Origin of the sequence: Hymenobacter norwichensis DSM 15439 (assembly GCF_000420705.1) — a bacterium.
Lineage (GTDB): Bacteria > Bacteroidota > Bacteroidia > Cytophagales > Hymenobacteraceae > Hymenobacter > Hymenobacter norwichensis.
The window spans coordinates 477,479-501,636 of the sequence record NZ_ATVL01000008.1; the positions used below are offsets into that span (position 1 = coordinate 477,479).

The 24,158-nt window shown below is 56.3% G+C and carries 18 protein-coding genes; 6 read left to right on the forward strand and 12 right to left on the reverse strand.

The window, feature by feature from the left end:
- Positions 1-5: 5 nt before the first annotated feature.
- From nadE to G536_RS0113090, 4 genes are all read right to left on the reverse strand, one after another.
- The gene (nadE, locus tag G536_RS0113075; RefSeq protein ID WP_022824049.1) at positions 6-1,940 is read right to left on the reverse strand and encodes an NAD(+) synthase; all 1,935 of its coding nucleotides are present in this window, start codon (positions 1,938-1,940) and stop codon (positions 6-8) included.
- Between the two features lie 147 nt (positions 1,941-2,087).
- Positions 2,088-2,825 carry a ribonuclease III gene (gene rnc, locus G536_RS0113080; protein WP_022824050.1) on the reverse strand — a complete coding sequence of 246 codons (738 nt, stop codon included), beginning with the start codon at positions 2,823-2,825 and terminating at the stop codon, positions 2,088-2,090.
- The gene (fabF, locus tag G536_RS0113085; protein WP_022824051.1) at positions 2,825-4,075 is read right to left on the reverse strand and encodes a beta-ketoacyl-ACP synthase II; all 1,251 of its coding nucleotides are present in this window, start codon (positions 4,073-4,075) and stop codon (positions 2,825-2,827) included. Before fabF ends, rnc begins: the two co-directional genes overlap by 1 nt.
- 152 nt (positions 4,076-4,227) lie before the next feature.
- Positions 4,228-4,464, reverse strand: a complete 237-nt coding sequence (locus G536_RS0113090; protein WP_019948606.1) for an acyl carrier protein — start codon at positions 4,462-4,464, stop codon at positions 4,228-4,230.
- 161 nt (positions 4,465-4,625) lie between these two features.
- On the opposite strand from G536_RS0113090, the gene G536_RS0113095 reads away from it, so the two are divergent.
- Both G536_RS0113095 and pyk read left to right on the forward strand, forming a co-directional pair.
- Complete coding sequence (locus tag G536_RS0113095; RefSeq protein ID WP_022824052.1) at positions 4,626-5,054, forward strand: IPExxxVDY family protein; 429 nt, start codon at positions 4,626-4,628, stop codon at positions 5,052-5,054.
- Between the two features lie 108 nt (positions 5,055-5,162).
- The gene (pyk, locus tag G536_RS0113100) at positions 5,163-6,602 is read left to right on the forward strand and encodes a pyruvate kinase (protein ID WP_022824053.1); all 1,440 of its coding nucleotides are present in this window, start codon (positions 5,163-5,165) and stop codon (positions 6,600-6,602) included.
- A gap of 96 nt (positions 6,603-6,698) precedes the next feature.
- Here the strand turns inward: pyk and G536_RS0113105 are convergent, their stop codons facing one another.
- The 3 genes from G536_RS0113105 to G536_RS30665 all read right to left on the reverse strand — a co-directional run bounded on the left by G536_RS0113105 (position 6,699) and on the right by G536_RS30665 (position 9,383).
- Positions 6,699-8,198, reverse strand: a complete 1,500-nt coding sequence (locus tag G536_RS0113105; protein WP_022824054.1) for a T9SS type A sorting domain-containing protein — start codon at positions 8,196-8,198, stop codon at positions 6,699-6,701.
- A 125-nt stretch (positions 8,199-8,323) separates the two neighbouring features.
- Positions 8,324-8,584, reverse strand: coding sequence for a 30S ribosomal protein S20 (gene rpsT / locus G536_RS0113110; RefSeq protein WP_022824055.1), 261 nt, complete (start codon positions 8,582-8,584; stop codon positions 8,324-8,326).
- Between the two features lie 118 nt (positions 8,585-8,702).
- Positions 8,703-9,383: a DUF4142 domain-containing protein gene (locus tag G536_RS30665; protein WP_084708610.1), complete on the reverse strand. Its 681-nt coding sequence runs from the start codon at positions 9,381-9,383 to the stop codon at positions 8,703-8,705.
- 176 nt (positions 9,384-9,559) lie between these two features.
- On the opposite strand from G536_RS30665, the gene G536_RS0113120 reads away from it, so the two are divergent.
- Positions 9,560-10,543: a YheT family hydrolase gene (locus G536_RS0113120; protein ID WP_022824057.1), complete on the forward strand. Its 984-nt coding sequence runs from the start codon at positions 9,560-9,562 to the stop codon at positions 10,541-10,543.
- A gap of 26 nt (positions 10,544-10,569) precedes the next feature.
- On the opposite strand, the gene G536_RS0113125 is transcribed toward G536_RS0113120, so the two are convergent.
- The 3 genes from G536_RS0113125 to G536_RS0113135 all read right to left on the reverse strand — a co-directional run bounded on the left by G536_RS0113125 (position 10,570) and on the right by G536_RS0113135 (position 13,473).
- Entirely contained in the window at positions 10,570-11,328 is a 759-nt protein-coding gene (locus G536_RS0113125; RefSeq protein ID WP_022824058.1) for a DUF475 domain-containing protein, read from the reverse strand.
- 18 nt (positions 11,329-11,346) lie between these two features.
- Positions 11,347-12,069: a DUF2490 domain-containing protein gene (locus G536_RS0113130; protein WP_022824059.1), complete on the reverse strand. Its 723-nt coding sequence runs from the start codon at positions 12,067-12,069 to the stop codon at positions 11,347-11,349.
- 108 nt (positions 12,070-12,177) lie between these two features.
- Positions 12,178-13,473 (reverse strand): CitMHS family transporter, encoded by a 1,296-nt coding sequence (locus G536_RS0113135; protein WP_022824060.1) that lies wholly within the window; start codon positions 13,471-13,473, stop codon positions 12,178-12,180.
- Positions 13,474-13,723: 250 nt separating this feature from the next.
- On the opposite strand from G536_RS0113135, the gene G536_RS0113140 reads away from it, so the two are divergent.
- From G536_RS0113140 to G536_RS0113150, 3 genes are all read left to right on the forward strand, one after another.
- Positions 13,724-14,407 carry a response regulator transcription factor gene (locus G536_RS0113140; RefSeq protein WP_022824061.1) on the forward strand — a complete coding sequence of 228 codons (684 nt, stop codon included), beginning with the start codon at positions 13,724-13,726 and terminating at the stop codon, positions 14,405-14,407.
- A gap of 20 nt (positions 14,408-14,427) precedes the next feature.
- Positions 14,428-15,708 (forward strand): sensor histidine kinase, encoded by a 1,281-nt coding sequence (locus G536_RS0113145; RefSeq protein ID WP_022824062.1) that lies wholly within the window; start codon positions 14,428-14,430, stop codon positions 15,706-15,708.
- Positions 15,709-15,969: 261 nt separating this feature from the next.
- Complete coding sequence (locus G536_RS0113150) at positions 15,970-18,822, forward strand: M16 family metallopeptidase (RefSeq protein WP_022824063.1); 2,853 nt, start codon at positions 15,970-15,972, stop codon at positions 18,820-18,822.
- A gap of 86 nt (positions 18,823-18,908) precedes the next feature.
- Here the strand turns inward: G536_RS0113150 and G536_RS0113155 are convergent, their stop codons facing one another.
- Both G536_RS0113155 and G536_RS0113160 read right to left on the reverse strand, forming a co-directional pair.
- Entirely contained in the window at positions 18,909-20,399 is a 1,491-nt protein-coding gene (locus tag G536_RS0113155; RefSeq protein ID WP_022824064.1) for a RagB/SusD family nutrient uptake outer membrane protein, read from the reverse strand.
- 22 nt (positions 20,400-20,421) lie between these two features.
- On the reverse strand, positions 20,422-23,565 hold the full coding sequence (locus G536_RS0113160; protein WP_026880144.1) for a SusC/RagA family TonB-linked outer membrane protein: 3,144 nt from the start codon (positions 23,563-23,565) through the stop codon (positions 20,422-20,424).
- Between the last annotated feature and the right edge of the window lie 593 nt (positions 23,566-24,158).

The following is a 24,158-nucleotide window of genomic DNA, read 5'->3' on the forward strand; positions in this document are numbered from 1 at the left end:
AGAGCCTACAGCGCGTTCAACTCCTCGGTGTAGCCGCCGCTCAGGATGGGGAAGCGCAGCCACGAGCGAGGGTCCACGTTGTAGTCGTCGAGGTGGAAACTGGGGGCGTACCGCTCGCGCTTCCACTGGTTGCGGCTCCAGAGGCTATAGAACCGTTTCACGTAGGTTTTCAACTGCTCCGGGTCGGTATCAGGCTCTTCATGCACTAATGTGGCTAGCACTTGCCGCGGACTGAGCCGATCGTAGAAGGCCAGTCGCTCGATGCGGTTGAGTAGAATATAGGGCATCAGGTCCCGCTCGTCAGTTTGCTTTTCCTCTAGGGGTCGCAACTCAGCGGTGGGTTGCAGGCCGTTCACGTGGCTCAGCGCCGGGTAGTTCAGCTCGGTTTCGGCCCAGCGCAGCCACTTTTTCACGAAATCCTTATCAACACCGGCAATAGGCGAGATGCTGCCAGCCGTATCGCCGTCCATGGTGCAGTAGCCCACGGAAGCCTCAGAGCGGTTGGAGGTGGTGATGAGCAGGCAATTCTGCACGTTGGCTAGCAGCCAAATGGCAGGGGCTCGCACCCGTGCCTGAATGTTTTGCAGTGCTAGGTCATCGGTTTTCCAGGTCAGTTCACGGTTCAGCGCATGCTCGATCTTGCCCACGTAGCCCGTCACTTCCTCATCAATTTCCCAGTTATAAAACACCGCTCCAATGGAATCGGCCAGCTCCTTAGCCGAGTTAAAGGTGTCGTCGGATGAGTTGATGGTGCCCTGGTAGGCGCAGGTGAGCAGCCGGCGCGTGATGTCGTTGTTGGTCTTCCGCTGCTCGTTGTTCGGATCGGTCAGGGAAGCATCCTTCGGCCCCGGCATCTGCTGATCAGTCACAGGCGCAACGGCTCCGGCAATGTGCTCGATTTCGTCGGCGGTGAAGCAGCCGCTGCGCCGCATAAATTCGGCCGTACCTAGCTCGGTAGTGCCCAGGCGCACCATTTCGGCCACGGCTATGGCGCACATACAGGAATCGGCACCGCCGCTCAGGCTCAGCACGAAGCCCCGGCTGCGGGCCTTGCGCAGGTAGTCAAATAGGGCCAGACTCAGCGCCTGGTTCAGCTCCCGGTATTCGTCGGGCGTGGGCAGCGGCGCAATAGCCTCAGCGGGCTCCAGTGGCACCGTGAAATCCACGTCCACGTACTCTAGATCCACTTCCTTGAAGCTCATAAGCTGATTTCGCTGGAGCAGGTGTCCGTTGCGCGCCACTAGTATTTCGCCGTCATAGGTGATGCGGCCCGCTTCGTTGCCGAGCAAGTTGGCGTAGAGGTAGGTGCAATTGAAGTTGCGCGAAGCCTTGAGTACCAACTGATAGCGCTGGTCAGTCTTGCTCATGGCAAAGTGGCTGGCCGACGGATTCACAATCAAGTCTACCCGGCCTTGCAGGCGGCAGGCGGGCCGCACATCATCGGGCCGCCACGCATCCTCACAGATTTCAAAGCCGAATTTCACGCCTTGGTGCTCGAAAATCATATCCCCCATCGTCCATTCCTCCCCTTCCCAGCTTACGGTCGTGGTTTCGCCGGCCGGCCAGGGGTGAAAGAAGCGCGGCTCATAGTGCACGCCGTCGTTGGCCAGAAATTGCTTGGCCGCAAACCCCAAAATCTGGCCGTCGCGGAGCACGGCGGCCGTATTGTAGGTACGGTGGTTGAGCCGAATGGGTAGCCCCACCACCACGCAAATACCGTCGGTCCAGGGCCGTACCTGCTGCAAGTGCGCCAGCGCTGCCTCGGGCAGCCAGTCGCTCAGAAAGAGGTCTTCACAGCCGTAGCCGGTAAGACACAGTTCCGGCAAACACAAGAGCTGCACGCCGGCTGCTTTGGCCTGGTCTATGGCTTCGCGGATAACCCGCAGGTTGTGGGTCCAATCGAATGGTATCTGGTTGAGGGCGGCGCCGGCAATTCGCATAGGTCGGAATAAAGATGGTTTTGCAAAACAACTCCTTTTCCTGGCTTTGGGTTGCCCGAAACGGCGGCGTCTTCCGCCAGCCAAGTCGTTGTTACGATTTTAGCCCGCAGAAGACGCAGATGAAACGCAGAAGTCGCAAAGTTGTGCTTACACGCCCAGCACTTCCAAAGCCCGCTCGGCGGCTAGTTGTTCGGCCTGCTTCTTACTCAGGCCCATGCCGGTAGCCACAGCCTCTTCGTCGAGCAGCACTGTAGCCGAAAATTCCATTACGCCGCCCGGCCGGGCTTCGCCATTTAACTCGTAGCGCAGGACGCGGCCGTTGCGCTGGGCCCACTCAATGAGCTTACTTTTGAAGTTGGCAGTGGTTTGAGTCATGGATTTTACATCCACGTAGGGCTTCACAATGCGCCCCAGCACAAACCGGCGGGCCGCTTTGTAGCCTTGGTCGAGGTACACTGCGCCTACTAATGCCTCCAGCGCGTTGCCATTTACGGAACGGGACCGAGCCGCTCGGCCCTGACCGGGGTCAAGCTGCACCAACTTATCCAGGCCCAGCTTCAAGGCCAGGGCATTCAGGCTTTCCCGGTTCACAATGCGGCTGCGTATCTCGGTCAGGAAGCCTTCCTGCTCGTACGGGAATTTGCGGAACAGGTACTCGGCCACCACCGTGCCCAGCACGGCGTCACCCAGAAATTCCAGCCGCTCGTTGCTTTGCTGCCGTCCTTGTTCGCCCTGCTGCCGCACCACCGATGAGTGGGTGAAGGCCAAACGATAGAGCCGCACGTTGGAAGGCGTGCGGCCCGTTATCGTAGCAATGGCCCGAATAAAAGCTTGATCCTGACCCAGCATCCGCCGGAAAAACCCGAACAGAGGCAGGCCGCTCATTACGCCTTGAATTTGCGGAACACCACCGAGGTGTTGTGGCCGCCGAAACCAAATGTGTTACTCATAGCCACATTCACCTCCCGCACTTGCGCTTCGTTGAACGTGAAGTTCAAACGAGCATCCAGTTCGGGGTCATCGGTGACGTGGTTGATGGTGGGCGGAATAATGCCATGCTGAATAGCTAAAATGCTGGCTACGGCTTCAATACCACCCGCACCACCCAGCAGATGGCCGGTCATGCTTTTGGTAGAGCTAATGTTGAGGTTGTAGGCGTGCTCGCCAAATACCTTCTGAATGGCCTTGATTTCAGCTCCGTCGCCGAGGGGGGTGCTAGTGCCGTGGGTGTTGATGTAGTCCACCTCTTCGGGCTTGATGCCAGCATCCTGCAACGCATTCTGCATCACCAGCACCACACCTTCTCCCGTAGGATCAGGCGCCGTGATGTGGTAGGCATCCGAAGAAAGACCGCCACCGATGATTTCGGCGTAGATTTTGGCGCCACGGGCTTGTGCGTGCTCGTAGGCTTCAATCACCAATGCCCCAGCGCCTTCACCCAGCACGAAACCATCCCGGTCTTTATCGTAAGGCCGGGAAGCAGTTAGAGCATCGTCGTTCCGCTCGCTCATGGCTTTCAGGGCATTGAAGCCCCCTACACCAGCTTCGGTAATAGCTGCTTCAGAACCACCGGTTACTACCACATCAGCCATACCGAGGCGGATGTAGTTGTAGGCGGCTACAATGGCATCCGAGGAAGATGCACACGCCGAAGTGGTTACGAAATTTGGGCCGCGGAAACCGTTCTTGATGGAGATGTTGCCCGACGAGCTGTCGGCAATCATCTTCGGAATGAAAAAGGGGTTGTAGCGAGGCGTACCGTCGCCTTTGGCAAAATTGAAGCTCTCCTCTTGGAAAGTCTTCAGGCCGCCGATACCGGAACCCCAAATCACGCCAACCCGGTCTTTGTTTATGCCTTCCAGCAACCCGGCATCTTTGATAGCCTCGTCGCTGGCAATGACGGCAAACTGCGTAAACAAGTCCATTTTCCGACCTTCCTTGCGGTCGAAGTAGTTATCGGGACTGTAGTCTTTCACTTCGCAAGCGAAGCGAGTCTTGAACTTGCTGGCGTCGAAGCGGGTGATGGGGGCGGCCCCACTCAGTCCCTGGCGCAAGCCGTCCCAATAAGTCGGGACGGTGCTGCCAACTGGCGTGATGGCACCCAACCCGGTAACGACAACTCTCCGAAAAGCCATAAGAATGGGCAGAGATTACGAAAAAATGGAAAAGCAAAACGGCCGGCGGCAGGCCGGCCGAATGCGCAAATTACGAGTTAGATAGTACGCATTGAGTACTGAAGTCAACCCCAAGTCAGGGCATTTCTATACTCAATACCAAGTACTTAATACTACTTAGCGTGTTCTTCCAGGTAGCTGATAGCCTGACCCACGGTGCCGATGTTCTCAGCCTGGTCGTCGGGGATAGACACGTTGAATTCTTTTTCAAACTCCATGATCAGCTCAACCGTGTCGAGCGAGTCGGCACCCAGGTCGTTGGTGAAGCTTGCCTCTGGAGTTACCTCCGATGCTTCTACGCCTAGTTTGTCGATGATAATGGCTTTTACTTTTTCTGCAATTTCAGACATTTCCGTGGGGGTTTAGAGAAAACTCGCCACAAATAACACCATCTTCCCTAACATTTTCAAACATCGTTGCCCTAAACTTCCGGGTACAAGATTCTGACCTCATCCATTCATTTCGACTGCTAGGTCTGTAATTTTGCTCGCTCTCACATTGCTATTTGCTCATGAAAACGCTTACGCTGGACGTAGAATACGACTGCAACTTCGACCTGTTCGGGGTGGTTTCGTCGAGCCGGGAGCACATGCTGGCGTGGCAGCTCAACCAGTCGTTACGCCTGCGCCTGGTGAAGCAGCAGGATCTGATTTACGATTTGTTGAGCCAAGGTCGCTTGGTGATCAGTAATTATCTTCATGCCACGGAGCACCTCACGCTCCGGCTTTTGCGCAACCGCTCCCTCGACCCCTCGGTACTCAAAAAACCCTTTCTGGCGCCTGATATCAAAGAATATGACTACCTAATTCAGGTGAGCAACGGCAGCGGCATGCTGGCCGCCGACACGCTGATGCAGGAGTTGACGGCCTTACCGGTAGTTCAATACGCCTGCCAATTTGACCCGAATAGCCTGAAGTTTAAAGAAAATCTGCTCTTTTGAGGATTGTAGCGCCAAGCTCCAGCTTGGTGAACCGTCGGCCGCTGGGGCCGGCACTCCTTTGCCACTCGTTCAACAACCCGCCAAGCTGGAGCCTGGCGTCACTCACTTATGGAATCACGCGCTCAGTTCAATAAAACCAAGATTGTGGCCACAGTGGGCCCCGCATCCAACACCTACGAGCGGCTGGCTATGCTCATCCGCGAAGGGGTAGACGTGTTTCGCCTCAATTTCTCGCACGGTTCCTACGAAGATCATCTGTCGGTTATCAACACGGTGCGGCGGCTGAACAAGGATTTGCGTACCAACGTGGGCTTGCTCCAAGATTTGCAGGGCCCCAAAATCCGCCTGGGTGACGTAGAAGGTGGCGGTGTGGAAATCACGCGCGGCGACAAGATTAAGCTGGTGTGCGGCGAAAAGGAAATCAGCACGGCTACCCGCCTGAGCACCATCTACATGGGATTGGCCCGCGACGTAAAGCCCGGCGACATGATTCTGCTGGACGACGGCAAGATTGAGTTGAAAGTACTGGCCACCGACCGGGAGACCGAAGTGGACGTGGAGGTGATATACGGCGGCCTGGTAAAGCCTCGCAAAGGAGTTAACCTGCCCGACTCCGAGGTATCGGCGCCTTCGATGACAGAAAAAGACATTGAGGATTTGAAGTTTGGCTTGGAGCACGACGTAGACTGGATTGCGCTGTCGTTTGCGCGCCGCGCCGAAGATATTCGCTTCATTAAGTCGCTGATTGCCGAAGCCGGCAAATCCACCCGCGTCATTGCCAAAATCGAGACGCCCGAAGGCCTCAAAAACCTCGACGAAATCATTGCCATTACCGATGCCGTAATGGTGGCCCGCGGCGACCTGGGCGTGGAAGTGAAGATGGAAGAAGTGCCGATGGCGCAGAAACAGATTGTGGAGAAGTGCAACAAAGCCGGCAAGCCCGTCATTGTGGCCACCCAGATGATGGAAAGTATGATTACGGCCCCGCGCCCGACCCGTGCCGAAACCTCCGACGTAGCCAATGCTGTAATCGACGGGGCAGATGCCGTGATGCTGTCAGCTGAAACGGCGGTAGGCGCTTATCCGGCTGAGGTAATCCGCTCTATGGTAGCTACTATTTTGAGCGTGGAAACCCGTATGCCAACCCTTTACAACCACTGGTTCCCGATTGATCCTACGGCACCTAGCTTCATGGTAGACAGCCTGTTGTCGGCGGCATGCCACTTGGCCAAGAATACAGGGGCCAAGGCTATTACGGCCATGACGCACCGCGGCTACACGGCCTTCCAGATTGCCAAGTACCGCCCCAAAGCCAACATCTTCGTCTTCACCGACAACCGCCCATTGCTTACTACACTGAGCTTGATTTGGGGCGTGCGCGGCTTCTACTACGACCGGATGGTGAGCACCGACAACACCGTTTCCGACATCAAATACGTGTTGACCACGATGGGCCATCTCCAGAAAGGTGACGTATTTATCAATACTGCCTCTATGCCTATCAACGAGAAAGGCAAAGCCAATATGGTAAAGGTGAGCGTAGCGTAAATTATGCAGCGCTAAGCTTTGCGTAATTTTACGCTGTACATAAACGCCCGTCTGGTAATCCAGGCGGGCGTTTTTATGCACTTATGCTACCGAAAGCTATTGATATTGCAAACGCAACCGCTGCGGCGCTTCTCCAGCGGTCTGTACTTCTACCACGTACACCCCGGCTGCTAACCCTGGTAGCAGCAGCACGGCGGTAGTTTGGCCACTCGTTAGCGGCTGGCGCGCCATGGTACGGCCCAAGGCATCCAACACCCACACCGTAGTACCTGCACGAGCTGGTGCGGGCAGCGTGAGCATAACGGAGCTGGCAGTTGGGTTGGGATACAACTGGAACATCGCCGCCCGCTGGGTGGCTTTGGTGGGCAGCAACGTAGCAAAGTTTACGCGGCTACCGCAGGTTTGCACAGTACCGTTGATAGTGCGGCGGCTGTACACTAAGTGGTGTTCACCCTGCTGTACTACTCCTACTGCCTGTGCAACGGCTTGCTGCCAGCCCAAGGCATCTATTCCAGGGTTGTAGCCAGTGCTTGGCAAACTAGAGTACAGCGCTTCCGATAGTAACGCAGCCGGCCCACTGCAAGTCGTTCCGTAACGTGCTGGCACAATTGGCAGACCCATAAAAACGCTATTTGCGTTTGTCGTTATGCCCGGCGAACGGTAAGCGTATGTTAGCAGAGCACCTAATGGCTTAAAAGCCCAACTACCCCGCCACTCCCCTGTCCGGCGTGAAGCAGCAATGCGGGCTACAGATACGCCCGAAACCGTAACGCCCGCTGGCCCACAACTCGGGGCACCAGTATTCACAGTGCGTCCTTGCGCCTGCATGGTATAGGCAATACTATCAGCGGTAATCTGCCGCGTGATTATTCGATACAAGGTATAACCAGTGAAGCACGCAAAAGGGCTGGCGGTATAGGGCGTTTGCTCATATCCTAGCTCATCACCCGGCTGCAAATCCAGCATAGTGAGCGGGTTGTAGTAGCTGAGGCCGGCGGGGACGGGGCGCCGGGCCAGCGTGAGCATCTTGGGGGCCAGAACACCAAAGAGCAGGTTGGCCGGCCCCGACACCAGACCATTATTCTTGCTCAGCACCACTAGCACGCCCGGAGTGGCACCAGCCCGAAAGGTTGCCACCGAATCCTGCACGCCATCAAGCAACATGGTTCCGCGCGAAACTAGCGTGGTTGCTACCCCATAGTCGGTGAAGCCACTGGTCCACGTCTCGCCTAGTTGCGCGAAAGGCTTCAATACAAGCAGATAGTCGAGCAGCAACGTATTGTTGGATCCCCCATTCCAGAACAGCGCATACGTCCGTCGCGCCGCGTTGTAGCGCAGCTGTTGCCCGAACTGGTTGTTACGAGCCTTCTGCCACGAAACGTTGCCCGCACGCCGCATGATGCGGTTGAAGTAGTACACCGAATCGGACCCGGTTACGCCCGCCGAATCTAGCCGCAAGGTAAAAATGGTATCAGGAGAGGCACCGCGGAAGGCGTGCACGTCGCCGTTAGGGCGGAAGGGGCGCCAGTTCTGGGCTTGGGCTGGCAGCCAGCTCAGGCAGAAACTCAGGAGCAGAAACTGGTACAAGTGCTTCATATAAAGGAAAATAAGAATAGGTTTCAGGCAAGATAGAATATAACTGATATAAACGAAACACGAAAAGGCCCCGCGCTTGCGCACGGGGCCTTTCCTGTATAAAGAGCAGAAGTAGCTTTTGCTGCTTAAGCGGCAGCCAGCGACTTCACGAACTTAGCCAGCTTCGACTTGTTGTTGGCGGCTTTGTTCTTATGGATGATGTTCTTTTTAGCCAGACGGTCCAGCATCGACGATACTTTCTTCAGCAGCTCTTGGGCAGCGGTAACGTCGGTGGTAGCACGCAGTTTCTTAACAGCAGTGCGGGTAGATTTAGCCTGGTAACGGTTCAGCACGCGCTTAGCTTCGTTGGAACGGATGCGCTTGAGGGCCGACTTATGATTTGCCATGGGGTAGAAAAAAGGTTCTTCTGCTCGAATTCAGTTTCAATTGGGTTGGCAAAGGTAAGGTTTTGGCGGGAAATAACAAATACTTGCCTCCCGCTTCTAATCTAGCCCATCGTAAGCTTTAATCAACCTTGTCTTCAATTTCGGTGGCCATGGCGGCATGCGACTTTAGCATGGGCAGTGCTTTAGTGGCAAATGCCTTCACGGTTGGGTCGGTAGCCGTGCGGCTTTTGGTTTCAAACATAGCAACGTCCATCTGGTGCGCGGTTTCCATTGCGTCCATATAGGTCTCGTCGAACTTCTTGCCTTCCGTGGCTTTCACTTTATCAGCTATAGCCTGGTGGATGGGCATCATAACTTCGGGCAACGCAACGTTCAGCGGCGCAGCCACGCCTTTCAGTTCTTGAGTGGTTTTGGTGTGGTGATCGAGCATCATTTGCGCGAATTTCTTCACCTCTGGGCTAGTTGACTTCTGTAATGCGAGTTGCGCGGTCTGGATTTCTAGCAGGTTACTACTACCGGCCGTCAACAAGAACACTGGGTCCTGCATGGTAGGTAGGCTAGCCGTGAAGCTTTCCATGGCGGTAGTAGGGGCCGTGTTATCACCGGTAGGGGCATCAACCGAGCCGCTAACTACGGCGGGGGTAGTGGTGGCATCGCCTACGTTGCCGGCCGGACCAGGCATAGTACCAGCGGTAGCCGTAGAGGCCGGGTCGCTGGTGGTGTTGGTGGTACTGCACCCGAAGCCGAGCAGCATGGTACCGGCAAGCAGCAATGGGGAAAGAGCTTTCGTCGTATTCATAGGTATAGGGTTGAAACGCAGAACATTTCTTGCCTATACGGTAGTTTGGCTATCAGGTCAGTGCTGTAGGATACAACGTCTTAATTCTGCCTGTCCCGGACCTATACGCCGCAGCCCTAGCAAACTTATTGCGGCTTATCTGGCTTTATAGGGTTGCTTTTTACTTGTGAACTCCCATGCCCCTCGTTGCGCACTCCCGTTACCAGCCACCGTTCTATCTGTTCAACGGCCACTTGCAAACCATCGTTCCGAGCTTGTTGCGCACGGTGCCGGAGGTGCATTACGAGCGGGAGCGGGTGGAAACTCCTGACGGCGACTTTCTGGACTTGGACTGGTCCCGGCTTCAGGACCGCACTGTTGCTACGCTGACCATCGTGTCGCACGGGCTGGAAGGCGACGCCTCGCGGCCCTACGTGCGCGGCATGGTGCGGGCCCTCAACCGGGCCGGGTTCGATGCCTTGGCCTGGAACTACCGCAGCTGCGGCGGCGAGATGAATCGCCTGCTCCGCTCCTACCACCTCGGCGATACCGACGACCTGGATTTTGTGGTACGCCACGCCTTAGCTACTGGCCGCTATCAGCGGGTGTATCTCACGGGTTTCTCAGCGGGCGGCAACGTCACGCTCAAATACCTCGGCGAAAACCCCGACCGGCTACCACCGGAAGTACAGCGGGCAGCCGTATTTTCAGTACCCACCGACCTCAAAGCCAGTTCTCACCAAATTGCTAAGCCTCAAAACCGTGTCTACATGAATCGGTTCATGAAATCGTTGCGGCGTAAGATGCGTGAGAAGGCGGCCTTGCTGCCTGGCCAAGTGAATTTGGAAGGCCTAGATTTGCTGCGCGACTTCCCACAGTTCGACGACCGGTTTACGGCGCCTATGCACGGCTTCAAGTCGGCCGATGAGTATTACGAGCACGCCGCTTCCGGCCGCTACCTTGGCGCCATCCAAATCCCTACCCTGCTCGTCAACGCCCAAAACGACCCATTCCTAGCCCCCACCTGCTACCCACGGGAAGTGGCGGCTCGCAGCAAGTTCGTCTTCCTGGAAACGCCGCAAGCAGGCGGCCACGTCGGGTTTGCGGAAGGCACGCCTGATGGCGAGTATTATTCTGAACGCCGAGCCGTCGAGTTTCTGACGGCCGAGGTGCCGGGGTAAGAGTCAATTATCTATCCTCTTCGCAGCTACCGGACTACTTGCTGCCTCACCCACGACGCGAATAAAGGCACCGCAAACACGGCTACAGTCAGCACGGTAAGGCCAGCATCGGCGGCTTCGCTGCCAAGGAAGTGGCTGACGGGGTGCAGGGGAAAGTAGTGCTCGAACAAAGACAAGAAGAGCTTCAGCCCTAGGATGCCAATAACCACGAAAGCAGCTGTTTCCAGAAAGGGGTAGCGGGCCATCATCACCACAAAAACCTGCGCCACCAGCCGCATAGCCAGAATGCCAATAAACACGCCCAAACAAATCAGAATCAGGTTGTCGGTGAAGGCCACCACGGCAAACACGTTATCGATGGAGAAGGCTAGGTCCATCAGCTCAATCAAGGCCACGGTAGCCCAGAATTTTCCGAACAGACCCAGCGTGCGGCGGTATAGCCAGCTTTGCTGCTTGTCTACGCCTTCCTCGTCTGTTTCGGAACTGCCTTTCGGCTTGAAATGGTCGTAGGTCAAATACAGCAAATAGAGGCCGCCTAAAGGCTTGAGAAACCAGAACTCAATCAGGAACGAGGCGAACAGAATGCACAATCCCCGAAACACGTAGGCCCCGATGATGCCGTAGCGTAGGGCTTTTTGGCGCTGCTCCTTGGGCAAGTCGCCAACCATAGTGGCCAGCACCGCCGCGTTGTCCACCGACAGTAGGCTTTCGATGATAACCAGGTTGCCCACAATAGCCAGCGCGGCCAGCGGGTTGTCGATGATTTGTTGCAGGTGTTCGTTCATGCGGAAGAGGTAGGGTATTTACTGCGGCAGGAAGCGCGGGCGGCGCTCTGGTTTGTCGGACGACCAGCCGAAATCGTGACGCAGGATGAAGACTACGTAATTGGATCGGTCGGCGCCGCCGTTGAACTGTGTCATCCAGAGCAGCTCGCCACCTAAGTGCTTGTTGAGGATGTAGCCGGCCCCTCCCCACACCCGGTTGCTGTCGAAAGGGTTAGGCTCATCGCTGATGCGGATTTCGTCTTTGATGGTAGCGTACCACTTTGGGTTTTCCAACGAACGAGGCCCGAGCGGCAGCCGCAACGAAGCCAGGTACCGAAAGCGCAGCCGGAAGTCGCCGGGAGTCCAGCGCTCCTCAATGCGGTAGCGGTGCAGCAGCCGCGCCCGGCCCAGCTTGTTGTTTACAATAACTTGCTGGTAGAGTCGGTTTTCGCGGTTATCGAATTTTTCGGTTTGCTCTGGGTTGGAGTAGGGTTGCAGCTGCAAATACATGTACCCCGCCGCCACCGACATAGGCAGGCTCTTGAGGTTGTATTGCAGGTTGGCCAAACCCAGCAGCAGGCGCTTGTCGGTGAGGCCGCTGTAGGCCCGGTACTGCGCCCCAATGTTCACATCGAAGCGCTGATTGAGCGAGTAGGTACCCGTGTATTGCAGCCAGCTGTTGTACTTGCCGCGGTTTTGGCCCAACGCTGGTCCAGCAGCCAGCAGCACGAGCATGGCGAAAAAGAGAAACGTTTGTTTCATAAGAAGCCGAAGAAAATGCCGTCCTGGGCAGGGCAGCGGGTGGAATGTTGGATTGCAGAGGATTGGGCAAACACTTCCGGACTAAGCTTCCGGAGAGCCGCCAGCCTGCTAGAGCGGCACCACTCCTAGCACCAGGCAGGTAATGAGCATCACGATGACCGTGCCGCAGGCCCACTTGAGCGTGAAGCGCTGATGGTCGCCGAAGTCCACTTCGGCCAAACCGGCGAGTAGGTAGGTGGAAGGCACCAACGGGCTCAGCAAGTGCACCGACTGCCCCAGCAGCGAAGCCCGGCCCATATCCACCACGCTCACGCCAAACTGGCTGGCGGCCTTCGTCACCAGCGGCAGAATGCCGAAGTAATAAGCATCGTTGCTCATGAAGAAGGTGAACGGTGCGCTGGTAATACCCGTCAAAACGGGCAAGTGCGGCCCGAGCATGTCGGGAATCAGCGTCACGATGGTCAGGGACATGGCATCCACCATTTTGGTGCCCGCCAGAATACCGGTGAAAATGCCCGCCGCAAATACCATCCCGGCCACAATGACGGCGTTGCCAGCGTGAGCGTTCAGGCGGCCGCGCTGCTCACCCAGGCGCGGATAGTTGATAAGCATACCAAGGGCAAAAGCCGTCATAAACAGTACTGGCAGCGGCACAATATCCATGAACAGGCCAACCAACAAAGCCAGCGTGAGTAGGGCATTCAGCCATAGCAGCTTGGGGCGGCGCAAGCTGAGCTCTTCTTCGTTGGCCTCGGCTACCAGCGCCGTGGCATCTTCGGTAATGACGGTGATACCCAGGCGGGCCCGCTCGCGCTTACCGAAGATGTAGGCTACGAACAGCACCCAACCCGCCGCTACAATCATGGCCGGAATCAGGGGCGTGAATACCTGCGAGCTATCCAGGTGCAGGGCCGAGAGTACGCGGGCCGTGGGGCCGCCCCAGGGCAGAATGTTCATCACGGCGCTCGACAAAAACGCGGTGGCAGTGAGCACCAGCGGGTTCATGTGCAGACGGCGGTACAGCGGCAGCATGGCCGCCACCACAATAATATAGGTGGTGGTACCATCGCCATCGAGCGAGACGGACAAAGCCAGGATGGCCGTACCGATAACCACTTTCAGCGGGTCGCCGCCCACTACTTTCAGAATCTTGGCCACGATGGGGTCGAACAGCCCCGCGTCGGTCATGATGCCGAAGTACATAATGGCGAAGATGAGCATCACGCCGGTGGGCGCAATCTTCTTGACTCCTTCCAGCATCATGTCCCCGATTTCGGCCCGAAATCCTCCAATCAGCGCAAATACAATCGGGATGAGGATCAGCGCCGTCATGGCAAACATGCGCTTGGACATGATCAGGTACATAAACGTACTGATCATCAGGAAACCTAGCAACGAAAGCATAAGCAGAGAATTGGGTGGGAAAGAAAGGAGCAAAAGCAGCAGCACGCCGAAACGTATGGCGATACTACCAATGGATTTAGAATACATTTGGAAGATGCCCACCCTACGCCTACAAAAAGTGATGAATCACTCATGTGCTTCCAGTACTCGCTTCTAGTTGGCAAAGCACCCGCGCAATCCGCTTGCTTGCGCTACAGTGGCGCTCGAAACTGCCTTACCTTTACCCCTTCCTCCTTTTCTGCTTTCATTCATGAAACTACTGATCGTTGAAGATGAGCCCGAGTTGGCGGCTGGCCTCGGCAGCTACCTGCGCGGGCAGCATTTCGTGTGTGAGCTAGCTGCCACCTTCGATCAGGCGCAGGAAAAAATGCTGCTATACGACTACGACTGTATTCTGCTGGACCTCACGCTGCCCGGCGGCGACGGCCTAGCGCTGCTGCGCGAACTGAAACAGCAGCGGCCCGAGGCGGGCGTTATCATCACGTCGGCCCGCAACGCCGTGGACGACCGGATTGCGGGCTTGCAGCTGGGCGCCGATGATTACCTGCCCAAGCCCTTTCACTTGCCCGAGCTTAGTGCCCGCGTGGCCGCTATTGTGCGCCGCCGCCGCTACAATGGGGCCAATATGGTGCAGGTCGGCTCGTTAATGGTAGACGTTGCGGCGCGGGTGGCTACGCTGGGCGGCCAGCCCCTAAACCTCACCCGTACCGAGTTGGATTTGCTGCTGCTGCTGCTCGCCAATCAGGGCCGGGTAATCAGCAAAGGTGCCATTGCCGAGCACCTTTCCGGGGATGCCGCCGAGCAGTTTGATACCTACGAAACGGTGTACGCGCACGTCAAGAACCTGAAGCGCAAGCTCACTGAAGCTGGTGCGCCCAACTATATCCGGATGGTGTACGGCCTGGGCTACCGCTTCGACACCGACTTGGCGTAGCCTTTTGTTTCCTTGCCTGTATGAAACTCCTGACCCGCACCACGCTGATTTTTTTGCTGTATGCCAGCGTTGTGGCGGGTGTGGGGTCGTTTGTGTATTACTCGCTGATTCATAAGCTGTACTATGCCTACGTGGACCGCACGCTGAGCCGGCGCAAGTTGCGGGTGCAGAAGGCATTACGCTTGTATCTGCACAGCCCCGCCGACTTAGCGTACTGGCACCAACTCGACCACAACGTGGAGTTCGTGCCGCTCCGGGCATTGCCCGCCCGCCGCTCCGACCAGTTCAGTATCCGGCCCATGTTCAATGAGCTGACCGGCCAGCAGCAGCCCTACCGGCAGCTGGCGGTGCCCGTGGTGTTCCAAAAGCGGCCGTACGAGCTGCAAATCCGGTTGTCGTTGCTGGATACGCAGTCGTTGCTGCTGCGCATTGTGGTGGCGGGGGCGGGGCTTTTCAGCGTGCTAGGGCTGGGCATGTTTGGGCTGCAACTGATTCTGAACCGCCGCCTGTGGCAGCCGTTCTACGCGTTGCTGGAGCAGTTGCAGCAGTACAAACTCAACCGCAACCAAACCATCACGCTGCCTACTACGCCGGTACGGGAGTTTCGGGAGTTGCACGAAGCTGTACAGCTGCTGCTGCGGCAAAACCAGCGGGTGTACCGGTATCAGAAAGAATTTACGGAAAACGCCGCCCACGAAATCCAGACCCCACTGGCTATCATGCGCACCAACCTCGACTTGCTGGTGCAGGCGCCCGGCCTTACCGAAGAGCAGGCCGGCTATATCGAAAACCTGATGGGCGTGGCGCAGCGGCTCACTCACCTCACCAAAAGCCTGCTGTTGTTGGCTCAACTCGATAACCACCTGTACTTCCCCGCCGAAACCGTGGATGTGGCGGCCACCGTGCGCACCCAGCTCAATCAGCTCACCCCTCAGCTGGCAGCCCGCGGCATCCAACTAGAAACGGAAATTGCAGCCAGCGTACTCATTCGTATTCACCGCGGCCTGCTGGAAGTACTGACCAGCAACTTATTGGTTAATGCCATTCGGCACAACGTGGCGGAAGGGCTCTTGGTGGTGCGCCTCACACCGGAAGCCCTCACCGTGGAGAATACCGGCCGGGCAGAATCATTGCAGGAAGCGGGCCTGTTCAGTCGTTTTCACAAATCCCCCGACAGCTCCGCTGAAAGCGTTGGCCTAGGCTTGGCTTTGGTGTTGCAAATCTGTTCGAACTGCGGCCTGCCACTACGCTACACCTACGTAGCCCCCGGCCGACATCGGCAACAAGTATTGTTCAGTTAAGTCTAAGCTAGAACCATCCGACCAGGAAGCTGGCAGGGCGAGGCCAACCTAGAAGTAGGTAACAGCAAGGAAATTACACGCTAGGCAACTTACCTGATCTGAATAAGCACCAGCTTCAGTGGGCGCATTCTCAGGCTGCCGTAAGCAGTTTGCGCAAGCTCATGGAAGCAACGCTAGCCTAACTTGGCGGTCATATAGAATGTGTTGCGGCAAAACTGCTACTATTGCTTTTATTCCATTAGTACTTACTTTCTTACAACAATGCTTCAGACCTCTAAGCTTGCGGCTTTACTGCTTACAGCGGCCTCCCTTGGGGCGGTATCTTCTTGCAAAACCACCCAGCAGCCCACGGCGGCAAAAGCAGGTTCGTTTTCCTTACCCTACGAAAAGTTTACGCTGGAAAATGGCCTGGAGGTGGTGCTGCACGAAGACCACTCCGACCCCATTGTGGCGGTGGCCACCATTATGCACGTGGGCTCCAACCGCGAGAAACCGGGCAAAACTGGCTTTGCTCACTTCTTCGAGCACATGTCTTTCAACGACTCGGAGAATGCCCCAGTGGGGGCCAACCGTAAGCTGATTGAGGAGTGGGGCGGACAGCGCAATGGCAGCACCTGGAACGATGGCACGCAGTACTACGAAGTGGTGCCCAAGGATGCTTTCGACAAAATCATGTGGATTGACTCCGACCGGCTCGGCTACATGATTAAAACTGTGACCACGGAAGCGTTGGCGCGCGAAATTCAGGTGGTGAAAAACGAAAAGCGCCAGAACTACGACAACGCCCCCTACGGCTTCACCAACGAGGTGCTGCGCAAAAACCTGTACCCCACCGACCACCCCTACAACTGGACGGTGATTGGCTCTTTGCCGGATTTGCAGGCCGCTACCTTGGCCGATGTGCAGGAGTTTTACCACCAGTACTACGGCCCCAACAATGCCACGCTGGTAATTGCCGGCGACATCAATATTGCTGAAACGAAGGCCAAGGTGCAGCGTTGGTTCGGCGAAATCAAGAAGGGTCCGGAGGTGAAGCCCCTGCCGCCCCGCCCCGCCGGCCTGACGGAAACGAAATCCCTGTACTTGGAAGACAATTTTGCCCGCTTGCCGCAGTTGCAAATGGTGTTTCCTAGCATTCAGGAGTACCACCGCGACACGTATGCGCTGGAGGTGCTGAGCCAGCTGCTAGCTGGCAACCGCACTTCGCCGCTCTACAAGGTGATTGTAGAAGAGCAGAAACTGGCGCCCAACGTGGGGGCTTATCAGTACAGCAGTGAGTTGGCTGGCGAATTTATTGTGCAGGTGCGGGCCAACCCGAACACCAGCTTGCAACAGGTGCACAGTGCCATTCAGGAGGGGTTGCAGCGTTTTGAAGCCCAGGGTTTTTCGGATACCGAACTCCAGCGCATCCAAGCCAAAATTGAAACCGACCTGTACTCCGGCGTGGAATCGGTGCTGAGCAAGGCCTTGCAGATGGGCCGCGACAACGAGTTTGCTGGCGACCCGGCCTACATCACCAAAGCCGCCAAACTGGCCCAAGCCGTAACCCGCGAAGACGTGATGCGGGTGTACAACCAGTACTTGAAAGGCAAGCCCTATGTGATGACCAGCGTGGTGCCTAAAGGCCAGCAGAACCTAGTGGTGCAAGGCGCGCAACTAGCCACGGTGTACCAGGAAAAAGTAGTGTCTGGTGTGCAAAACGAAGATGTGGGCCAAGGCAAGGAAGCCGTATTCGAGAAAACCGTAACCAAAAACGACCGGTCGGAGCCGCCATTTCTGGAAACGCCGCTATTTAAAGTGCCCGATATCTGGAATGCCTCTTTGGGCAACGGCCTGAAAGTGTACGGCATTGACAACCGCGAAATTCCGCTGGTTTCGTTTGACGTAACCATCCCCGGCGGCCACTATCTGGACCCGCTAGACAAAGCCGGTACCGCCTCCCTGCTGGCTCAGCTGCTCATGCAGGGCACGGCCCAGAAAACCCCAGCGCAGCTAGAAGAAGCCATTGATTTGCTGGGAGCTAGCATTTCGGTGAACAGCACCAACGAAGAATTTCGGGTGCAGGCGCGCTGCCTGGCCCGCAACTTTGCTCCTACTCTGGCACTGGTGCAGGAAATACTCTTGCAACCCCGCTGGGACGCCGCGGAATTCACCCGCCTGAAACGCTCGTTGGCTACCAGCCTCAAAGGTCAGGAAGCCAACCCAGCCGCCGTAGCCAGCCAGAATTTCCTCCGGTTGATGTACGGCCCTAACCACATCCTCAGTACCCCAGGCAGTGGCACGCTGGAAACAACGGCTGGCATCACCCTCGACGATTTGAAGGCGTACTACAACCGCAACATTTCGCCTTCCGGGGCGGCTGTTCACGTGGTGGGTGCCATCAATCAGAAACAGGTAGCCGACGCCTTGCAGCCGCTGGAAACCACTTGGGCTGCCAAAGCAGTGACTATGCCCAAGCAGCCCATTCCCACCCAAACGTTGGGCGGCAACGTGTATTTCATTGATGTGCCCGACGCCAAGCAGTCGGTGCTCTACATTGGCAAGTTAGCGCTGGCCGGCTCCGACCCAGACCTGAGTAAGGCTACGTTTGCCAATGCTGTATTGGGCAGCGGCGCCAGCGGCCGCCTGACTCAGCTGCTCCGCATCCAGAAAGGCTACACCTACGGGGCGTATTCAACGGTCCAAGAACAAAAGGAAATAGCTCCCTTCATCGTCTCGACGAGCGTGCGGGCCAACGCCACTGGTGCCTCGCTACAACTGATTCGGGAGCTACTGACCACCTACGGCCCTACCTTCAGCCAGGCCGACGTGGACATTGCCAAAAGCAAGATTCTGAAAGGCAACACGCTGGTTTATGAAAGCCAGGGCGCCAAGCTGGGTATTCTGCGCCGGATCAGCAAGTTCAACAAGCCGCCGAAGTTCATCGAGGACGACCAGCAGCAGTTGATGCAGATGGGGGTAGCCGATTTCAAAACTACCATTGGCAAGTACATGCCGGAGAACGAGCTGGTTTATGTGGTGGTAGGCGACAAAGCCACGCAGTACGAGGAAGTGAAGAAGTTTGCCCCCGGCAAAGTGACGCTGCTAGACGCCACGGGTAAGCAAATCAAGTAACCAACCAGTGGCAACAAAAAGAGCCGCTCCTCGAAAGGAGCGGCTCTTTTTGTTGCCACTGGTATCAAGCACCAGAAAATGTGTTGCTACAGCGGGTTCTGCACAATGGCTTTGTTCACGTTGAGTTCAGCCTGCGGGAATACGAATTGCCACTCCTTGGCCCCAGCCTCAACCCGGAAGTTGCTGCCGGTGAGAATCCAGGCCCATTGCGTGATATGGTTCTTACCCGTTCTATCCAACGCACTGTTGGTGCGCTTCAAGTCCAGGAACCGGAATCCTTCCCCCCACAACTCTATGCGGCGCTGGAAAAGGATTTCGTCTACTAAAGCCTGCCCGGTACGGGTGGACCGCACATACTGCGGGTCGCGCGCACTAACTAGCGTAAACAGAGTGCCGGCCGCAGCGGCCAAACCTTGCCGGGCTTCGGCTTCGGCCTGGATTAAGTACAGCTCGGCTAAGCGCATATGCGGCACGTCCCCGATGCTCAGGTTGGGGTCTGCTACCAGAAACTTCTTCTGCCCGTACGGCGCTTTCACGCCCGTGGCCGGGGCCGGAATGCTGGCGCCGGTGGGGTCCCAGAGCGCCTTGCGAATATCGGTGGTCGGGATTTGGTTGTAGAGCACCGAGTTGATCTTCTTCGGGTTCTGCCGGATAACGGTCGAGCTGTAGTTGGCCGACATGTAAGCGAAGAAGGAGTAGAAATAGCTGGTCTGGTCGGCTTGCATTTTGCTGCCCCACAGCCATTCCGGGTTGTCGATGCTGTTGAACCCGCTCGTGTACTGCGTCCGGTTCATGAGGGTAGCACCGCTTTGCTGAATGGCTTCCTGCGCCAATCGTGCAGCCACCGGCCAGTTTTGCATGGTGAGGGCCACCCGGGCCTTAATGCCTTTGGCTACAGCCGCATTGAAGTGCGATTTAGCCGGGCGGTTGGCCGCGCCGGTCAGCATCCCGATAGCTGCATCTAAATCTGTGTTGATCTGGGTATATACTTCTTCCACGGTAGCGCGCGGCTGGCCTTCCGTGGTGTTGGTAGTCATCAGCGGCACGCCTAGCTGGCTGTTGGTTGCACCGGCTGCGTATCGTTCACCAAACACTTGTACCAACTGAAAATGAGCCCAGGCGCGGTACACCAAGGCCTCGCCAATGATCATTTGCTTTTCAGCCTCTGGGCCGGTGGCATTGCTTATACCGTTAATCAGCACATTGGCATTGGCGATGATGCGGTAATAAAAATAGTACCAGGCATGGTTGTAGGTGGTAGTCGAGGTAGCGTTCCGGTGTGCAATCCAGTTGTGCTCACCAGACCACCAGCTGGTTCCTATTGTCTGCACCCAGTCTTCCCCTAGGGCATCCATCATAATCTTATTTGAGCCTTCGCCGCCCTGGTTCTGGCTGCCGTTGTGCTGCAAGTACATTATCCGGTGGATACCGTTCAGCGCGGCCATGCCGTTCTTGGTGCTGGACAGCACGTCCCCTTCGGTTACGGCCGTGGTGGGGGCCGTTTCCAGGTACTCCTTATCACAGGAGGAAAAAATCATGGCGCTGGCTAGCAACGCGCTGTATATCGTCTTTTTCATGACCAATCAGTCCAATCAGTTGCTACAAAGAAAGATTCAACCCTAGCGAAAGCACCCGGGCAGGCACGTACACTGCCGAGGTGGTACCCGAGAAGGTTTGGGCCACGTTCATGCCTTTTCGCTTGGAAACCAGCGCCAGGTTTTCACCTGTGGCGAAGATGTTCACGTTGCGCAGCTTGAGGCGCGTGGTGAGAGGAGCCGGAATGTTGTAGCTCAAGCTCACCGAGCGAAAGTTGAGATACGAAGCATCAATCAACCACCGGTCGGAAGCGGCCGCCAGGTTGGCCGTATTGCCCGCTTGCATTTTAGGCACGTCGGTGATATCCCCCGGGTTCTGCCACCGGTTCAGCATGTCCTTGTGCATGGCGCCGCCGTAGGTGCCGTGGTTCATCAGGGTGGCGTACTGGCTGTCGTAGAACTTGCCGCCTACCGAGTAGGTGAGCAACGCCGACAAAGTGAAACCTTTGAAGGAGAACGTATTCGTAACACCACCCGAGAACTTCGGAATAGCCGTGCCGGCGTAATGGAACCGGGCGTTGTTGGCATTCGAGGTCACGGTATCGGCGCCGATGATCTTGCTGTTGGCCTCAATGTAGCTGGTGGCGCGGTAAAGAGCATTGCCGTTTTCCGGGTCAACGCCGTAGTACTCGCGTAGCCAGAACGACTGCAAATCCTCGCCTACTTTCAGCTTCTTCGTACCCGACACCAGCTCGGGGTAAGGCAGCTGGGTTATCTCATTTTTGAAGGTGGTCCAGTTGACGTCCAGGTTCCAGGTGAAGGCATCGGTCTTGATGACGTCACCAGCCAGCCGCAGCTCGACCCCCTGGTTGTACATCGTGCCCACGTTTTCAATCCGGTTGGCTACCCCACTGGAAAGCGGCAGCTGCACTTCAAACAACAGGTCCTTGGAGGTGCGTTTGAAATACTCCGCCGAACCGTTCAGGCGATTTCCAAACAGGGAGAATTCAAGACCCGCGTCGAAGCTGTTGTTCTTTTCCCACACCAGGCCCCGGTTGCCTAAGCTTGCTTGCGAGAAGCCCGCTTCGCCAGCGTTGTTCTGGCCCAGCGTGTACAGCGCCTGCCACGCGTAGTATTGGTTGCCGTCGGCATTCTCCAGGTTTTCGTTGCCCACTTGGCCGTACGACGACCGCAGCTTCACCATGTCAACCCAGTTGGGCTTGGTGAAGAAGGTTTCCTGATCCAAGCGCCAAGAGCCCCCAACCGACCAGAAGCTACCCCAGCGCACATCTTTGTAGAACCGGGAAGAACCATCTCGCCGATACGAGGCCGACACAGTGTACTTGTCGTTGTAGGTATAGTTTGCCCGCCCGAAATACGACTCTATCCGGTGTTCTTGCAGGTAGGTGTTGAAACTGTTGATGGTACTGAAGTTCTGGAGTTCAGTGTTGTCAGCAATTACCTCTCCTGACTTGGTGCCGCTCAGGTAGTCGCGGCTCCGGCTGTAGTTTTCGTGGCCCGCCAACAGATCCACCGTGTGCACGTCTGCTAGCGTGCGGGTGTAGTTGAGGAGCTGGTTGGCCGTGTAGCTCGTTAGGTTGTAGAGCACGCGGCCTGCCCGACCAGCCGGGGCACCGTCGCCCACTATGGTGTTTTCGTAGGTCTGCTCTTCGTAGTTGGTGATGTCGGCAGCGAAGTTGGCCGTGAACTTGAAGTCTTTCAGGAAGGTGATTTCCCCGTAGGTTCTGCCGCCCAGCACATTGCGGCGGTAGAGGTTGTTGTTCCACTCGGTTTCAGCTATGATATGCCGGCCGGGATACACCGGGCGGGTCATGGTTGGGGAGGAGCCGCCCAAATCATATATCCGCTCACCATTCGCGTCGAGCACGTATTCGCCCGTGGTGGGGTCGTGCTGGTAGATGGGGTAAATAGGCCCAACTCCGCGGCTAAAGAAGAAGGGGTTTACGAAGCCCGTGGAGCTTCCCGTATTTGCTTGGTTGGAGTTGGTGAGGGTGTAGTTCAGGTTCACACCCGCCTTAAACCACTTGGTTAGGTTGCTGTTGACGTTCAACCGGCCCGCGAACCGCTCGAAGTCCGACTTAATCACATACCCTTTCTCGTTCAGGTAGCCCAGCGAAACGTAGTAGTCGCTCTTCTCGGACCCACCGTTGAAGCTCACGGTATAATCGGAGCGGGAGCCGTCCCGGGTTAATGCTTTCTCCCAATCCAGGTCATCCCCCCACAGCAGCTGCGCATCCGGGTTTAGCGTGCCATCCGTGCGCACAATCTGGTTGTTCGGCACATTGAAGGGGTTGTAACCCAACAGGCCCTTGATGTCATTGGTGGCCCGCTGACTGGCCTGCGCGTTGGTAACGGTGTTGCTGACCAAGCTATTCCGATAGGCTTCCCACATCAGCGGGTAGTATTCCTGCGCGTTTACACGCTCGTACTCAGGAACCGCGCGCGACGAAACGCCCTGCAACGCCCTCAAATTCACTTGTATCCGGTCTTTCTTGCCCTTCTTGGTGGTAATCATTACTACCCCGTTGGTAGCGCGAGAACCATAAAGAGCAGTGGAGGCAGCATCCTTTAACACCGATATGCTCGCTATATCCTCTGTGTTCAGGTTCGACAAGCCGGCCGTGTACGGTACCCCGTCCACTACATACAGCGGGTCGTTGGCATAGTTTACCGAGCTGAACCCACGGATGCGGATATCAGGGCCAGCGCCCGGCTGCCCCGAGCCAGCCGAAACCTGTACCCCGGGGGCTTGGCCAGCAATGGCATTGGTGATGTTGGTTACTGGCCGTTGCGCCAGTTTTTCGGCCCCAATCTGGGCCACAGAGCCGGTGAACGTAGCCGGGTCGGCGGTGCCGTAGGCTACTACCACTACCTCGTTGAGGTTTTTGGAGTCGCTAGCCAAGCTCACGTTAAGCGTGGACTGATTGCCGACAGTCACCTCTTTGTTGAGGTAGCCGATGAACGTAAACACCAAGGTTCCGCCGGTAGCCGGCACGCTGATGCTGTAGTTGCCCTTCTCATCGGTTGGCGCCGCTACGGAGGTGTCCTTGAGGTGGACGGTTACCCCAGGCATCCCTTCGCCGGTAATGGCATCCGTCACTCGCCCTGTCACAGCCTTGTTCTGCGCCCACGCCTGCGTGGGGAGGGCCGACATCAAGACAAAGCTGGAAAGTAAAGCTTTCTTCATGTGAATTATGATTTATTGAATGAACAAGGTTTGAATTACTTTACCCTACTGTTTTCTGGCTCCTCCCCTACTCGCCCCCGTCACTACAAGCCCAGTTGTTTTTCGGGCAATTGGAATACCGGATTCTGCCTACCTCGGAAACTCAACTCATGCTTTACAAGCACGCAGTAAAAGCAATAAGGAATTAAACCAAAGCTCCTACTGGTCGTTTCCGGCAATTATATCCCTGTCGATACTCCCAATCAGAGCGCATGTCAACTTACTCGCAGTGGTGGGTGAGTACAAGCTGAAAACCTGTTTGAATATAGGCGGCCATCTTAGCCGTGCCCTCTTGAATACTACCCTATGAGGCAATACTTTACTCTTTCACTCATATAATGCCCCTTTTTAGATAGGCATTTCAGACAAAAACGAGTGTAATATTTACCCATGTACTATGAGTTATTAGTGGAGCTTATTCCGGTCGTAAGTGCCAATAAAGAACATAATATTAACAATTGCATAATCGGCATGATATTTTTCTCTATAAAGCCACGCTAATATTGCAAATATTGCAATCGATTTCACTTATATAATACCGCCGCAAAGTGCTA

What these genes read in the sequence shown, in the direction of transcription:
- nadE (WP_022824049.1), bottom strand. Translation starts at nt 1,940, where the DNA reads ATGCGAATTGCCGGCGCCGCCCTCAACCAGATACCATTCGATTGGACC.
- rnc (WP_022824050.1), bottom strand. Translation starts at nt 2,825, where the DNA reads ATGAGCGGCCTGCCTCTGTTCGGGTTTTTCCGGCGGATGCTGGGTCAG.
- fabF (WP_022824051.1), bottom strand. Translation starts at nt 4,075, where the DNA reads ATGGCTTTTCGGAGAGTTGTCGTTACCGGGTTGGGTGCCATCACGCCA.
- G536_RS0113090 (WP_019948606.1), bottom strand. Translation starts at nt 4,464, where the DNA reads ATGTCTGAAATTGCAGAAAAAGTAAAAGCCATTATCATCGACAAACTA.
- G536_RS0113095 (WP_022824052.1), top strand. Translation starts at nt 4,626, where the DNA reads ATGAAAACGCTTACGCTGGACGTAGAATACGACTGCAACTTCGACCTG.
- pyk (WP_022824053.1), top strand. Translation starts at nt 5,163, where the DNA reads ATGGAATCACGCGCTCAGTTCAATAAAACCAAGATTGTGGCCACAGTG.
- G536_RS0113105 (WP_022824054.1), bottom strand. Translation starts at nt 8,198, where the DNA reads ATGAAGCACTTGTACCAGTTTCTGCTCCTGAGTTTCTGCCTGAGCTGG.
- rpsT (WP_022824055.1), bottom strand. Translation starts at nt 8,584, where the DNA reads ATGGCAAATCATAAGTCGGCCCTCAAGCGCATCCGTTCCAACGAAGCT.
- G536_RS30665 (WP_084708610.1), bottom strand. Translation starts at nt 9,383, where the DNA reads ATGAATACGACGAAAGCTCTTTCCCCATTGCTGCTTGCCGGTACCATG.
- G536_RS0113120 (WP_022824057.1), top strand. Translation starts at nt 9,560, where the DNA reads ATGCCCCTCGTTGCGCACTCCCGTTACCAGCCACCGTTCTATCTGTTC.
- G536_RS0113125 (WP_022824058.1), bottom strand. Translation starts at nt 11,328, where the DNA reads ATGAACGAACACCTGCAACAAATCATCGACAACCCGCTGGCCGCGCTG.
- G536_RS0113130 (WP_022824059.1), bottom strand. Translation starts at nt 12,069, where the DNA reads ATGAAACAAACGTTTCTCTTTTTCGCCATGCTCGTGCTGCTGGCTGCT.
- G536_RS0113135 (WP_022824060.1), bottom strand. Translation starts at nt 13,473, where the DNA reads ATGCTTTCGTTGCTAGGTTTCCTGATGATCAGTACGTTTATGTACCTG.
- G536_RS0113140 (WP_022824061.1), top strand. Translation starts at nt 13,724, where the DNA reads ATGAAACTACTGATCGTTGAAGATGAGCCCGAGTTGGCGGCTGGCCTC.
- G536_RS0113145 (WP_022824062.1), top strand. Translation starts at nt 14,428, where the DNA reads ATGAAACTCCTGACCCGCACCACGCTGATTTTTTTGCTGTATGCCAGC.
- G536_RS0113150 (WP_022824063.1), top strand. Translation starts at nt 15,970, where the DNA reads ATGCTTCAGACCTCTAAGCTTGCGGCTTTACTGCTTACAGCGGCCTCC.
- G536_RS0113155 (WP_022824064.1), bottom strand. Translation starts at nt 20,399, where the DNA reads ATGAAAAAGACGATATACAGCGCGTTGCTAGCCAGCGCCATGATTTTT.
- G536_RS0113160 (WP_026880144.1), bottom strand. Translation starts at nt 23,565, where the DNA reads ATGAAGAAAGCTTTACTTTCCAGCTTTGTCTTGATGTCGGCCCTCCCC.